The organism is Oscillospiraceae bacterium, assembly GCA_025757685.1.
Lineage (GTDB): Bacteria > Bacillota > Clostridia > Oscillospirales > Acutalibacteraceae > CAG-217.
Map to the genome: position 1 here is coordinate 419,569 of CP107220.1, position 12,618 is coordinate 432,186.

Annotated in this window: 14 protein-coding genes and 1 pseudogene; 11 read left to right on the plus strand and 4 right to left on the minus strand. The window is 53.4% G+C overall.

Annotated elements, in window-relative coordinates; all coding sequences use genetic code 11:
• The first annotated feature begins 165 nt into the window (after positions 1-165).
• From OGM59_01835 to OGM59_01845, 3 genes are read left to right on the plus strand one after another with little or no spacing between them, the layout of a single operon-like run.
• On the plus strand, positions 166-600 hold the full coding sequence (locus OGM59_01835; GenBank protein ID UYI91238.1) for an ACT domain-containing protein: 435 nt from the start codon (positions 166-168) through the stop codon (positions 598-600).
• Between the two features lie 50 nt (positions 601-650).
• The gene (locus OGM59_01840) at positions 651-1,868 is read left to right on the plus strand and encodes a homoserine dehydrogenase (GenBank protein ID UYI91239.1); all 1,218 of its coding nucleotides are present in this window, start codon (positions 651-653) and stop codon (positions 1,866-1,868) included.
• 19 nt (positions 1,869-1,887) lie between these two features.
• On the plus strand, positions 1,888-3,093 hold the full coding sequence (locus OGM59_01845) for an aspartate kinase (protein UYI91240.1): 1,206 nt from the start codon (positions 1,888-1,890) through the stop codon (positions 3,091-3,093).
• A gap of 140 nt (positions 3,094-3,233) precedes the next feature.
• Here the strand turns inward: OGM59_01845 and OGM59_01850 are convergent, their stop codons facing one another.
• Positions 3,234-4,343, minus strand: coding sequence for a polysaccharide pyruvyl transferase family protein (locus tag OGM59_01850; protein UYI91241.1), 1,110 nt, complete (start codon positions 4,341-4,343; stop codon positions 3,234-3,236).
• Positions 4,344-4,491: 148 nt separating this feature from the next.
• Between OGM59_01850 and greA the strand changes: the two genes are divergently transcribed.
• The 5 genes and pseudogenes from greA to OGM59_01875 all read left to right on the plus strand — a co-directional run bounded on the left by greA (position 4,492) and on the right by OGM59_01875 (position 8,572).
• A complete protein-coding gene (greA, locus tag OGM59_01855; GenBank protein ID UYI91242.1) occupies positions 4,492-4,959 on the plus strand; it encodes a transcription elongation factor GreA in 468 nt (155 codons plus the stop codon).
• 360 nt (positions 4,960-5,319) lie between these two features.
• Positions 5,320-6,792, plus strand: a pseudogene (gene lysS, locus OGM59_01860) (lysine--tRNA ligase).
• A 136-nt stretch (positions 6,793-6,928) separates the two neighbouring features.
• Entirely contained in the window at positions 6,929-7,246 is a 318-nt protein-coding gene (locus OGM59_01865; protein ID UYI91243.1) for a TfoX/Sxy family protein, read from the plus strand.
• Positions 7,247-7,305: 59 nt separating this feature from the next.
• Positions 7,306-7,962: a sodium ion-translocating decarboxylase subunit beta gene (locus OGM59_01870; GenBank protein UYI91244.1), complete on the plus strand. Its 657-nt coding sequence runs from the start codon at positions 7,306-7,308 to the stop codon at positions 7,960-7,962.
• A gap of 97 nt (positions 7,963-8,059) precedes the next feature.
• On the plus strand, positions 8,060-8,572 hold the full coding sequence (locus OGM59_01875; GenBank protein ID UYI91245.1) for a flavodoxin family protein: 513 nt from the start codon (positions 8,060-8,062) through the stop codon (positions 8,570-8,572).
• Between the two features lie 68 nt (positions 8,573-8,640).
• Here the strand turns inward: OGM59_01875 and OGM59_01880 are convergent, their stop codons facing one another.
• From OGM59_01880 to OGM59_01890, 3 genes are read right to left on the minus strand one after another with little or no spacing between them, the layout of a single operon-like run.
• A complete protein-coding gene (locus OGM59_01880) occupies positions 8,641-9,321 on the minus strand; it encodes a hypothetical protein (protein UYI91246.1) in 681 nt (226 codons plus the stop codon).
• Between the two features lie 4 nt (positions 9,322-9,325).
• Entirely contained in the window at positions 9,326-9,580 is a 255-nt protein-coding gene (locus OGM59_01885) for a hypothetical protein (GenBank protein UYI91247.1), read from the minus strand.
• Between the two features lies 1 nt (position 9,581).
• Positions 9,582-10,013, minus strand: a complete 432-nt coding sequence (locus OGM59_01890) for a MarR family transcriptional regulator (GenBank protein UYI91740.1) — start codon at positions 10,011-10,013, stop codon at positions 9,582-9,584.
• Between the two features lie 179 nt (positions 10,014-10,192).
• Between OGM59_01890 and OGM59_01895 the strand changes: the two genes are divergently transcribed.
• From OGM59_01895 to ilvD, 3 genes are all read left to right on the plus strand, one after another.
• Positions 10,193-10,573 (plus strand): MmcQ/YjbR family DNA-binding protein, encoded by a 381-nt coding sequence (locus OGM59_01895; GenBank protein UYI91248.1) that lies wholly within the window; start codon positions 10,193-10,195, stop codon positions 10,571-10,573.
• 12 nt (positions 10,574-10,585) lie between these two features.
• Positions 10,586-10,813 (plus strand): aldo/keto reductase, encoded by a 228-nt coding sequence (locus tag OGM59_01900; protein UYI91249.1) that lies wholly within the window; start codon positions 10,586-10,588, stop codon positions 10,811-10,813.
• Positions 10,814-10,955: 142 nt separating this feature from the next.
• Positions 10,956-12,617, plus strand: coding sequence for a dihydroxy-acid dehydratase (ilvD, locus tag OGM59_01905; protein ID UYI91250.1), 1,662 nt, complete (start codon positions 10,956-10,958; stop codon positions 12,615-12,617).
• Position 12,618 lies beyond the last annotated feature (1 nt).

Consider the following 12,618-nt stretch of genomic DNA (forward strand, 5'->3'; position numbering starts at 1 on the left):
ACCCATTACTAAGCATTTTATAGTATTTTGCCCTTTCTTGCAAGGGATTTTTGTAAATATTGCAAAAATCTGAATTTAGGTCTTGATTATGGGCGGAAATCGTGCTACTATATTCAAAATGTTTTTGACAAGCGTACATTTGTGCACGGGTGGTGAACACATCAAATGAGTAAAGCAGGTTATGTGCTGGTGGACGCCGGGATTTTGCCGGAGGTTTACCGCAAGGTTTTAACGGCCAAAAAGTACCTGGCTACCGGCAAGGCGGCTTCTGTCAAGGAGGCGGCGCAGCTGGCAGGGATTTCTCGCAGCGCATACTATAAATACAAGGATGCCATCTTTGAGTACGGCACCTCTGCATCAGACGAGGTGGCCACCGTCAAGGCCCGGTTGCAGGACAGCGCCGGCGTGCTCTCCAGCTTTATCGGCGCCATCTCTCGGGTGGGGGGCAATGTGCTCTCCGTGAACCAGAGCCTGCCCCAGGACGGGGCGGCGGATGTGACCGTGACCGTGCGCATTGCCGATCTGTCTGTGGAGCCTGCCCGTTTACCGGCGCTTTTGGAGCAGTTGAACGGTGTTGTTGGCGCCGCATTTATTCAGTAAATTTATAGGATTGCTGCCCGGCAGCAAAATTTCTCTTTCAGGAGGTTCAAATGAAAGTAGCAGTTATGGGGTACGGAACCGTCGGTTCCGGCGTGTGTGAAGTGATTGAAACCCACCAGGACACCTTAGCCAAGCGCACCGGCGGTAAGGCGCTGGAGCTGGCGCGGATCTTGGATTTGCGGGAGTTCCCCGGCGACAAGCACGAGGCGCTCTTTACCAAGAATTTTAACGATATTTTGAATGATCCGGAGATCCAGATCGTGGCAGAGACCATGGGCGGGGTGAACCCGGCTTTTGACTTTACCATGAAGCTGCTCGCCAGCGGCAAGAGCGTGGTCACCTCCAACAAGGAGCTGGTGGCGCAGAAGGGACCGGAGCTGCTGGCCTGTGCCAAAGCGCACAATGTAAATTATCTGATTGAGGCGTCCGTGGGCGGCGGTATTCCCATTATTCGTCCCATGGCTCAGTGCCTGGCGGCCAATCATATTGAGGGCATTGCCGGTATTCTCAATGGCACCACCAACTTTATTTTGACCCAGATGATCGAGGAGGATATGTCCTTTGCGGATGCACTGGCGCTGGCCCAGGCCAACGGTTTTGCAGAGAAGGATCCCACCGCCGATGTGGAGGGGCATGACGCCTGCCGCAAGGTGTGCATTTTGGCTTCCCTGGCCTTTGGCAAGCATGTGTATCCCTCTCAGGTGGAGACGGAAGGTATCTCCAAGATCACCCTGGAAGATGTGGCCTATGTGGCCTCTGCCGGCGGCGTGATTAAGCTGTTGGGTCAGATCAAGGATCTGGGCAACGATAAGATCGCTGCCTTTGTTGGTCCGGCCGTGGTGTATAACGGCTCTCAGCTGGCTTCCGTTAAGGGCGTGTTCAACGCTGTTTTGGTGCGGGGCGACGCCGTGGGCGATGTATGCTTCTACGGACAGGGTGCTGGTAAGCTGCCTACCGCTTCTGCTGTGGTGGCAGATATGGCGGATTGTGCCGCACACACCGAGCAGCGCCGCATCTTTGGCTGGGGCGCCGGTGAGGAGGACTATGTGGTGGACTACAAAACCGCCATCAAAATGCCCTTCTATGTACGGGTACAGGGCGATGAGACCCACATTAAGCAGGCCTTTGATAATGTAAAGTTCCTCTCTCGCAGAGGGCAGCCTGCTGACGAAAAAGCCTTTATCACCGACGAGATGACAGAGGAGGAGCTGGAGCGCCGCCTGGCCGGGTTCCAGGTAGAGGCTGTCATCAAGGTGGCAAGTTACTAATTCGGAGGATAGATAGACTATGGGACTGATTGTACAGAAGTTCGGCGGCTCCTCAGTAGCCAATGCCGAGCGTGTAAACAATGTGGCACGCATCGTGACGGACACTTATAAGGCCGGCAATGATGTGGTTGTCGTGGTGTCCGCGCAGGGCGATACCACCGATGATTTGATTGAAAAGGCCAAAGAGATCAACCCCCACGCAGCAGCCAGAGAAATGGATCAGCTGCTGACCGCCGGGGAGCAGATCTCCATTTCGCTGCTGGCCATGGCCATTGAGCGTATGGGCTTTCCGGTGATCAGCCTGCTGGGCTGGCAGGCCGGATTTAACACCAACGCGGTGTACGGCGCGGCGCGGATCAAGAATATTAAGCCCAACCGTTTGCAGGCGGAGCTGGCTAAGCGCAATATTGTGGTGGTAGCCGGATTCCAAGGGTTGAACCGTTATGACGACCTAACCACATTGGGGCGCGGCGGGTCCGATACCTCTGCGGTGGCTATCGCTGCTGCACTGAATGCAGACAAGTGCCAGATCTTTACCGATGTGGAGGGCGTATACACTGCCGATCCCCGCAAGGTGGAGAATGCGCAGAAGCTGAAAGAAATCACTTATGACGAAATGCTGGAGCTGGCCACCTTGGGTGCACAGGTGCTCAACAACCGCTCCGTAGAGATGGCAAAGAAGTACGGCGTGGAGCTGGAGGTGCTCTCCTCGCTGAATCCCATTCCCGGCACCATTGTTAAGGAGGTAGCAAAAATGGAAAAAATGCTCATTCGCGGCGTAACCAAGGATAAAGATGTGGCCCGTATCTCTGTGATCGGCCTGAAGGACACCCCCGGTGTTGCCTTTAAGATTTTCTCCAAGCTGAGCCAGCGCAACATTAATGTGGATATTATTTTGCAGTCTGTCGGCCGCGACGGCACCAAGGACATTACCTTTACCGTCAGCAAAGACAACGGTCCCTTGGCAGTGGAGATCCTGAATGACGAAGTGGGCGGTTTCCAGGATGTTGTGTGCGACACCCAGGTGGCCAAGGTTTCCATTGTAGGCGCCGGTATGGAGTCTCACCCGGGCACGGCTTCCAAGATGTTTGAGGCTCTGTATGAGCGGGACATCAATATTCAGATGATCTCCACTTCTGAGATCAAGATCTCCGTTTTGGTTGCCGAGGAGGATGCCGACAAGGCGGTTTCTGCCGTGCACGCTAAGTTCATTCCCAACGACTGATTTTTGTGCAAAACAGCAAAAGCAAACGCGCGTATCTGTTGCAGATGCGCGCGTTTTTGTGGTTTTTGCCTTATTTTTCTTTATTGTACAGGCCGTATTGCAGTGCGCCGGTGGGCAAACGAAAGTTGGTTTTTCTGTGTTTATTTTTCGATCATCTCTTGCAGTAGGGATAGGGAAGCGGTTCGAGCCGTTTCAATTTTTTTATGCACCGGGGCGTAGTTGATGAGTGTAGCGGTGAGGGTCGTGTCGGCCGGGTCCGTGACCAGGCGGCTTTGCAGTCCGGTCAGGGTAAGTAAAGTATGATTGCATGTACCGGTACAGTTGGTGGGAAGCACCTCCGCAAAGGGCACCCCAAAGCGTAGAGAAAAGGCGGTGCCGTGAAAGCTGTCTGTGATCACACAGGCGGCATTTTTGATGTAGTGCAGGAACTGGCCGGGGGTGGGGGCGTAGATAAACTTGCCGCCCCAGGTGGCTTGGTGCACACTGGCAGAAAGGCGCAGCAGCGGCTTGCCTGCCGCCTTGGCCGCCGCCTTGGCGTAGGCGCACAGCGCCGGGTCTTTGTGCATTTGATAAACCAAAAAGTAGCTGCCGGGCGCTGCGTTGATGGGTTCCAGCAGGCTCTGCCAAAAGGCGTTATCCGGCAAAAATACCGGGTCGATCACCTGCTTGCCCTCCAGTCCAAGTTGGTGCAGCAGCGCAATGGCGCTGTTTTCCCGCACGGTGATGGTGGCATATTGCCGCAGATCCCGGCAGAACTGCCCCCGCAGGGGTTTGGACAGCTCCGTGCATCCAAAGCTGGCGGCGTAGGCCACCTTTTTCGCACCCTCCGGCGCAAAGGTCAGACGATAGACCGGGTCATAGGTGCCGTCCTCCATAGGACCCCACACCCGGTCGCTGCCGGTCATATACACATCGGCTTTGGGTCCGTTGGCAGTCAGTTCTTGCGCCGTGCTGTACGGCGCTGTCAAGTGCAGCATCTGCCGCCGGGCGCTCTCAAATAGCCGGCCGGCCATCACATTCTCCGTATAGCGCAGGGTGCCGTACACCCGGCGGCGCAGGGGCGTGCGGTTCCACCGGGGACTTTGTTGCAACTGGCATTTATGCAGCTGGGTACAGACCTCGCCCGGTCGCACATAGTCGATGATGCGGCAGTTGTGCCCCAGCGCCTCTAAGGCGTTTTGGGTAGCAGCGGCTTGCAACAGTGAGCCGTAATTGGCAATGGCGTGACGGGTGATGACAGCAACCTCCATAGGGTTCCCTCCTGTTCTTTCTGCCTATATTATACCTTGCCCCGGGGCGCGGGTCAACGATTTTGGCCTTTTGCAGGTATGACTTGACACTGCATAAATTATAATATATAATATAACGAATAAATCTTGATTTAAGGAGTCGTTCCAAATGGCAGAAAAAGTGTTTAAGATGACCGCAGAAGGCAAAGCCCAGCTGGAAGCGGAACTGGATTCCCTGAAAACCGAAGGCCGTATTGATATTGCTGAAAAATTGAAGGTTGCTCGCTCTTATGGCGACTTGTCCGAGAACAGCGAATATGATGAGGCCAAGAGTGAGCAGGCTAAGATTGAGGCACGCATCAACGAGCTGGAGTATCAGCTGGAGCACGCCGAGATTATCGGCGCCACCGAGAAGGGCAGTGTGAGCATGGGCTCCAAGGTCACCGTGCTGCGCAAGTCCGACGATGTGCGCGCGACCTATGAGATTGTGGGCTTTTCCCAGTCTAACCCGGCAGAAGGCAAGATCTCTGATGAAAGCCCGGTGGGCCGTGCACTGATGGGCGCTAAGATCGGCGAGACCGTAACGGTGGAGGCTCCCATCGGCAACATTGATTATTTGATTGAAGAGATTGACTAAAGAAGAGGAATGACTATGGCAGGAAAGTTTGAGATCACCAAGGCCGGTGACGGTACTTTCAGTTTTGAATTTTTAATTGATGGCACCCCGGTGGCGCAAAGCCCTGTGTTTGAGAAAGAGGACGCTTGCCGCCGTGGCGTAAAGGCCGTAAAGAAGAATAGCCGCATGAAGGTGCAAAACGCCTTTGCCGGTGACGAAGAAAAAACCAATCCCAAGTATTTGGTGGAACCGGCGGAGAACGGCGCCCGCTTTACCCTGTTTTTGCAGACCGGGGAGGCTTGTCTGACCGGTACGGCTGCGGATGAGGCTGCCGCCCTGGCCGTGATCGAACAGATCGGCAATAATGCCAACGCCGCGCAGATGGCCATGGCAGAGGTGGTGCTCAGCGAGAATGAACTGCGCCAGATCCGCCTGAACAAGTTGCAGACGCTGCAAGAGGCCGGGCAGGATCCGTTCCAGATCACCAAGGCAGAGCAGACCCACCACACCGCCGATGTGCGCGCCGATTTTGACGCGCTGGAGAATACGGATGTGACTCTGTGCGGGCGAATGATGTCTCGCCGGGATATGGGCAAGGCCAACTTTGTGGATCTCAGCGACCGCACCGGGCGTATGCAGATCTATGTGCGGATGAACGATGTGGGCGAGGATGTGTTCCGTGCCTTTAAGAAGTGGGACATTGGCGACCTGTTCCAGGTGACCGGTTTTGTGTTTAAGACCCGCACCGGCGAGATCTCTGTTCACGCCAAGGAGCTGAAGCTGCTCACCAAGAGCCTGCTGCCCCTGCCGGAGAAGTTCCACGGCCTGCAAGATACCGACACCCGGTACAGAAAGCGCTATTTGGACCTGATTATGAACCCGGATGTACGCGACACCTTTGAGAAGCGCTCCGCCATTATCCGTGAAATTCGCAAGTTCCTGGACGGCGAGGGCTTTATGGAGGTAGAGACCCCCATTCTGGTGAGCAACGCCGGTGGCGCTGCGGCCCGTCCCTTTGAGACCCATTTTAATGCGCTCAATGAGGATTTGAAAATGCGCATTTCTCTGGAACTGTACTTAAAGCGGCTGATTGTAGGCGGCTTGGAGCGTGTGTATGAAATCGGGCGTGTGTTCCGTAACGAAGGTGTAGATACTCGCCATAACCCGGAATTCACCTTGATGGAACTGTACCAGGCATATACCGATTATCACGGTATGATGGACCTGACTGAGCGGATGTATCGCTATGTGGCCGAGGCTGTGCTGGGCACCACCAAGATTACTTATAACGGCATTGAGATGGATCTGTCCAAGCCCTTTACCCGCATCACTATGGTAGACGCGGTCAAGCAGTACAGCGGCGTTGATTTTAAGGAGATACACACCCTGGAGGAGGCCCGCGCTGCGGCGGACGCGCACGAGATCGAGTATGAGGAGCGCCACAAGAAGGGCGATATTCTCAACCTGTTCTTTGAGGCGTATGTAGAGGAGCACCTGATCCAGCCCACCTTTGTGATGGATCACCCCATTGAGATCTCTCCCCTCACCAAGAAGAAGCCGGAGGATCCGGACTATGTGGAGCGCTTTGAGTTCTTTATGAACGGCTGGGAGATGGCAAACGCCTATTCCGAGCTGAACGATCCCATCGACCAGCGTGCCCGCTTTGCCGCCCAGGAGGAGATGTTTGCCCAGGGCGACGAGGAGGCCAACCATACGGACGAGGACTTCTTGCAGGCACTGGAGATTGGTATGCCCCCCACCGGCGGCATCGGCTTTGGCATTGACCGGATGTGCATGCTGCTGACAGATAGCCCCGCTATCCGCGATGTGCTGCTGTTCCCCACCATGAAGTCTTTGGACAAATAAATCACCACAAAACAGGGGCACCCTTTTTAGGGCGCCCTTTTGTGTTACTTGACCATCATCTTAATGCGCGGTGGATTTAGGCAGCAAAGCATAGTCCATTGAATGACAAAAAGGAGCAGTAACTATGGCATCGGATCGTGGGTATTTGGAATTTATATTGGAGCAGCTGGCGGATTTGGACGGGGTGCGCGCCCGGGCGATGATGGGGGAGTACATTCTCTATTATCGGGACAGGGTGATCGGCGGGATCTATGACGACCGCCTGCTGGTAAAGGCTACCCCCGGCGCCGCAGCCTATATGCCGTCGGCCACGGAAGAACTGCCGTATCCCGGCGCTAAGCCTATGCTGCTGGTGGACAATGTAGACGACCGCGCGTATCTTTGCGGCCTGTTTGACGTCATGGTGGACGACCTGCCCGCCCCTCGGATTAGGAAAAAATAGTGTATGATATATGCCGATTTGTTGCATTGCGGCAAATGCGGCATTGGTGAGGAGAAGCGATGAAGCAGCACAGTGGAAATGCAATTTCTGTTTCTGTGATCGGCGGTGCAGATGGTCCTACAAGCATTTTTGTTGCCGGGCCGGGGGAAAAGCGCGCGCTCAAAGCCAGGATCAGGGACAGCATATATAGATATAAAAGGAAAAGAGCGGAAAAGCGGATCGTGGTTGCGCCCCATTCTCTTGCAGAAACCGTGCAGTACGCAAAAGATAAGTATGGCTTGACCGAAGCGGCTGCCACAGATAGCGACTACATAGAGCAAATGCGGTGCTTAAAAGAGAACCTGGTTTTGCGGCAGAAGCCGGAGCTTTTAGGCTCGCTGGGGGAACTGCCGGAGCCGGATCTTACGGACGAAACTGCCGTGCAGGCGTTTTTGGACCTGCTGGAAGCACGCAGTCGAAAAATCGCCCAACTGCCCGATGATGCGGTCCCTATGGATTTTCATTTGTACAAGATAAAAATGGGCGACGGTCTTCTCCAAATGGGGATCGACTACATTTGGCAGGATCTTAGCCTGTCTTATTCCGGCAATCGGGCGGCTATGCGAAAATTCAAGAAAACAGCCGAGGATTTGTACCGCTTTTACGGCGTCAGCGCAGCGGATATACAAAATCATTCTGCCAGGTACACGGCACTGGTCAGCGCGTTGTGTTCGTGATTGCCGCCGGCCGGCGCTTGAAAAACAGCAAAAACGCAGTATAATAAAAGCGGTGAATCCCTCCGGGGTTTCTTAGCAGAAAGGAAGCGAAACAGGTATGGAGCAAGAGCGTTATTCTGTTCTATTCAGCAGTCAAACCGGCAACACAAAAATACTGGCGCAGGCCATTGCGCAAGCGCTGCCGGCAGCGGGCTGCGACTATTTTGGAGATTACCAAGGCCGTGTGCCGTCGTCGCCGGTATTGTTTGTCGGCTTTTGGACCGATAAGGGTACGGCAGATGCCGCCACCTTGGAATTGTTGAAAACCGTAAAGAACAAAAAGATTTTTTTGTTTGGTACCGCCGGATTTGGCGGAAGTGCTGCGTATTTTCAAAAAATTCTGTTGCGCGTGCAGGAAAATTTGGATGCCGGCAATCAAGTGATTGGCACATTTATGTGCCAAGGCAAAATGCCCTTGTCCGTGCGGCAACGGTATGAGAAAATGAAAAAACAACCGAATCCGGCTCCTAATTTGGATATGCTGATTGCCAATTTTGACCGTGCATTGACCCATCCGGATGAGCAGGATCTGCAACGGTTGCAAGAGGCTGTCTGCGCTGTACAAATGTAAATAGCCATAATAAAAACCGCTTACTGTGTATCACAACAGCAAGCGGTTTTTTGTGCGGTGAAAAGACTTCAGAAAAGCAGTTCCAGACCCATTGCAATCATCCAAATATAGGCACAGGTTTTGGGAATCATCAACAGACCAACCTTAGGATATTTCTTACTCATCAAGGTAACCGGAAGATAGCAGCCGAAGGAAATGAGAATGGCAGCTACCATACGGGTCAGGTGATAATCGTGGGCATTGCCGGACAGGGCGTACAGAATGATGACGCCGATACCGGTTACGGCAAATACCGTGTTGCGGATAATGGACAGCTTTTGGTTGCCGTTATCCGAGCACCAACGGTTTTGGGGCAGCAGGCATACGATAATACGCACCAATGCGGATACCCAAATGATGATTTCCAATGCGACGGGAATTTGCATTTCCGGGAATGTATTTTTCCAAATATACATCAGCAGAATGTAAAAAACGGTCATCGTGACAGAGGAAATCTGCAACCCCATACCCAGCTGTTTTTTTATTTTGTCGCTGCTGCCACGGAATGCACGAATCACACGAGGGACCAAGTGGAATGCATCACCGCCGCATAGGGTCAAGGTGAGAATGCCGTACAACACAAATAAGCTGTTTCCCTTAGAAAAAGCAAAGAACAAAACGGCTGCAATCAAGTCAAACAGCAGATAGCCGATGTCAAAAACAGCCTCCATAATGTCCGGCACACGAGGTTTATACCCATTGTTTTTCATTCTATTAAAACTCCTTTTTAATCAGCTTATGGTAGATGATGTGATTTTTCAGAAACAGGATGCCGGCAGACGCCAGCGCACACCCGAGACCGGTATAAAAGAATGCAATAAATGTGTTCGGAAATATGCCTGCCGCACGCAAACCGATGCCGCCGATCATCATACAGGCCATCATCAAATACGCTTTTAAGTCAAAAAAATGCCAAAAGGGGCGGTCGCCCTCATAGCCTAAAATTCGCTTGGTGTGCTTTTTGCTCATTCTATTTATTTTGCTGCAAATACGCTTCTGCGTTGTTACATATTTGGTCAAATACGCTTTTAAATACAGCGATTTCTTTTTGTGAAATGCCTGCCAGTGCATGCTTTGCAAATTCCTTTTGAATGGCAATGCCGTCGGCAAGAATCGGCTGCGCGTCAGCCGTTAAATGCAGTTCAATATGCTTTTTATTGGTTGGGCTTTGCTGCCGTTCTACCAATCCGCGTTGCTCCAGCCTCTTTAGAGAGGTGGATACATGGGACTTGGTGTACTTGCAAATCCGTACCAAGCTTGCAGCGGTATTGTATTCCGGATTGCTGTGCAAAAACATCAGAATGTCACATTCCATTTGTGTTAATTCATATTTGTTGCAAATGGTGCGCATCAAGGATTCATAGCAGCAGGTGATGGTCTTGTGCCGATCTCGAAAATATATAGGAACAGCCCCTCTCGTATGTTCTATTTAGAACGATGGTGGGAGAATTGTACCACGGTACAGACCGTTTGTCAACAAGAATATCCAAATTCGTTTGTTTGGCTGGCATTGAAAATAGCAGCGGGCTGTGGTATACTGTGCATTGTAAACGATGTAAGATCGATAAGGTGGGCGTAAGCATGCAACCAAAGGAATTGGAGCAATGGATAAGTAGGCAGTACGGCGTTTCGGCAGAATATCCCTGGGCGGTCAGTCCGGAGAATGCTGTGTTTCGTCATCGCGAAAATAAGAAGTGGTTTGCACTGCTGCTGCGTGTCACCGGGGATAAATTAGGATGTCCGGGTACAGCTCCGGTGTGGATCCTGAATGTAAAATGCGACCCATTGATGATCGGATCCTTGTGCAGTATGGAAGGTATTTATCCTGCGTACCATATGAATAAAACCCATTGGATCTCCATTGCGATGGACGATCGTGTGCCGCGTGTGCTGGTGCAGGATTTGCTGGATCAAAGCTATGCTTCCACTGCTCCTGCGCCAAGACGGCAAAAAAAGCAGTAAAAAGGATCGCTTTTGCCACAGAATTTGGCACGCAAGTACGGCAAGACCCCAGTACAGATTTTGCTGCGCTGGAATGTGCAGCAGGGGATCATTCCCATTCCCAAGTCCAAGAACCCGGCGCGCCTGGCGGAGAATATTGCCGTGTTTGATTTTGCGCCGGAAGGGGAGAATATGGCGGCACTGAGCGGTATGGATCAAAACCGTCGTACCAGCCACGATCCGCTGACCTTTGATTTTTGATCAAGCTGAAAAAAGCGTGCTGCACCGGGGTGTGCGGCGCGCTTTTTGCTGCCCCGGCAGGGCTTGACTACCGGATGAAAAATGAGTATAATAAAGCGAATACCATATTAGTATTTTATATATAACACATAGGAGTGAAATTATGCGTTCTGATTTGATCAAAGAGGGACCCAGCAGAGCCCCCCATCGTTCGTTACTGCGTGCTCTGGGTATTGATGATCTGGAGATGAAGCGGCCGTTCGTTGCCGTGGTGAACTCCAAGAGCGACTACATTCCCGGCCACATGCACTTGGACAAGATCGCCGAGCAGGTGAAGGCGGGTATCCGCAACGCCGGCGGCGTGCCTTTTGAATTTAACACCATCGGCGTTTGCGACGGTATCGCCATGAATCACAAGGGTATGAAGTATTCTCTGTGCTCCCGTGAGCTGATCGCTGACAGCATTGAGGTGATGCTCACCGCGCACCCGCTGGACGCCATTGTGTTTATCCCTAATTGTGACAAGATCGTGCCCGGTATGCTGCTGGCTGCCTGCCGACTGAACCTGCCCTGTATCTTCATCAGCGGCGGTCCCATGCTGCCCGGCAAGAGCGCCGTCACCGGCGGGCGTATCGGCCTGTCCGAGCAGTTTGAGTATGTGGGCGCCAATGCAGTGGGCAAAATGAGCGACCAGATTTTGGAGAGCTGTGCCTATACCGCCTGCCCCACCTGCGGCAGCTGCTCCGGTATGTACACCGCCAATTCCATGAACTGCCTGACGGAGACCATCGGCATGTCCCTGCCCGGCTCCGGTACCATTCCGGCTGTAATGAGCGCTCGTCTGCGCCTGGCGAAAGAGGCCGGTGAGCGGGTAATGGATCTGCTGAAAGAGGACATTAAGCCCTCGGATATTATTACGGAGAAAGCCATTGAGAACGCCATGCGCACAGATATGGCCATCGGCTGCTCCACCAACACCATTTTGCATTTGACGGCCATTGCCCATGCGGCAGGCCATGATATTGACCTGGCCCGGCTGGACGCTTACGGCAGAAAGACCCCCCAGATCTGCAAGCTGAATCCGGCCTCCTCCGTGTTTATTACGGATCTGAACGATGTGGGCGGTATTTCCGCAGTGATGAAAGAACTGGCCAAAGGCGGTATGATCAATACCGATTGCCTGACCGTCAGCGGCACGGTACAGGATCGACTGGACGCCGCGCCGGACGCCGACGGTGAGATTATTCACACCCTGGAGGCACCGTTCTCTGCAGACGGCGGTATCGCTGTGCTGACCGGCAACCTGGCAGAAGACGGCGCTGTGGTGAAGAAGGGCGCTGTTGCACCGGAGATGATGCAGCACAAAGGCCCGGCCAAGTGCTATAATTCCGAAGAAGAGGCCATTGCGGCCATTACCGGCGGCAAAGTGGTTGCCGGTGATGTGGTAGTCATTCGCTATGAAGGACCCAAGGGCGGCCCCGGTATGCGTGAGATGCTGTCTCCCACCTCTGCCATTATCGGCATGGGGCTTGGTTCCTCGGTTGCACTGCTGACGGATGGCCGGTTCTCCGGTGCCACCCGCGGCGCTTCCATTGGCCATGTGAGTCCGGAGGCGGCTATGGGCGGTACCATCGCTTTGGTACAGGACGGCGATATGATCGAGATTGATATTCCTGCGCGCGTGCTGCGGGTAGATGTGTCCGATGCGGAGTTGGAGCGGCGTAAGGCCACCTGGCAGCCGCCGGAGCAGCACCTGACCGGCTACCTGAAGCGGTATGCCCAGCATGTGACCAGCGGCGCTAAGGGCGCAGTGTTTGAGGACTGAG

What these genes read in the sequence shown, in the direction of transcription:
- OGM59_01895 (UYI91248.1), top strand. Translation starts at nt 10,193, where the DNA reads ATGCAACCAAAGGAATTGGAGCAATGGATAAGTAGGCAGTACGGCGTT.
- OGM59_01835 (UYI91238.1), top strand. Translation starts at nt 166, where the DNA reads ATGAGTAAAGCAGGTTATGTGCTGGTGGACGCCGGGATTTTGCCGGAG.
- OGM59_01845 (UYI91240.1), top strand. Translation starts at nt 1,888, where the DNA reads ATGGGACTGATTGTACAGAAGTTCGGCGGCTCCTCAGTAGCCAATGCC.
- OGM59_01885 (UYI91247.1), bottom strand. Translation starts at nt 9,580, where the DNA reads ATGAGCAAAAAGCACACCAAGCGAATTTTAGGCTATGAGGGCGACCGC.
- greA (UYI91242.1), top strand. Translation starts at nt 4,492, where the DNA reads ATGGCAGAAAAAGTGTTTAAGATGACCGCAGAAGGCAAAGCCCAGCTG.
- OGM59_01870 (UYI91244.1), top strand. Translation starts at nt 7,306, where the DNA reads ATGAAGCAGCACAGTGGAAATGCAATTTCTGTTTCTGTGATCGGCGGT.
- OGM59_01840 (UYI91239.1), top strand. Translation starts at nt 651, where the DNA reads ATGAAAGTAGCAGTTATGGGGTACGGAACCGTCGGTTCCGGCGTGTGT.
- OGM59_01875 (UYI91245.1), top strand. Translation starts at nt 8,060, where the DNA reads ATGGAGCAAGAGCGTTATTCTGTTCTATTCAGCAGTCAAACCGGCAAC.
- ilvD (UYI91250.1), top strand. Translation starts at nt 10,956, where the DNA reads ATGCGTTCTGATTTGATCAAAGAGGGACCCAGCAGAGCCCCCCATCGT.
- OGM59_01880 (UYI91246.1), bottom strand. Translation starts at nt 9,321, where the DNA reads ATGAAAAACAATGGGTATAAACCTCGTGTGCCGGACATTATGGAGGCT.
- OGM59_01865 (UYI91243.1), top strand. Translation starts at nt 6,929, where the DNA reads ATGGCATCGGATCGTGGGTATTTGGAATTTATATTGGAGCAGCTGGCG.
- OGM59_01850 (UYI91241.1), bottom strand. Translation starts at nt 4,343, where the DNA reads ATGGAGGTTGCTGTCATCACCCGTCACGCCATTGCCAATTACGGCTCA.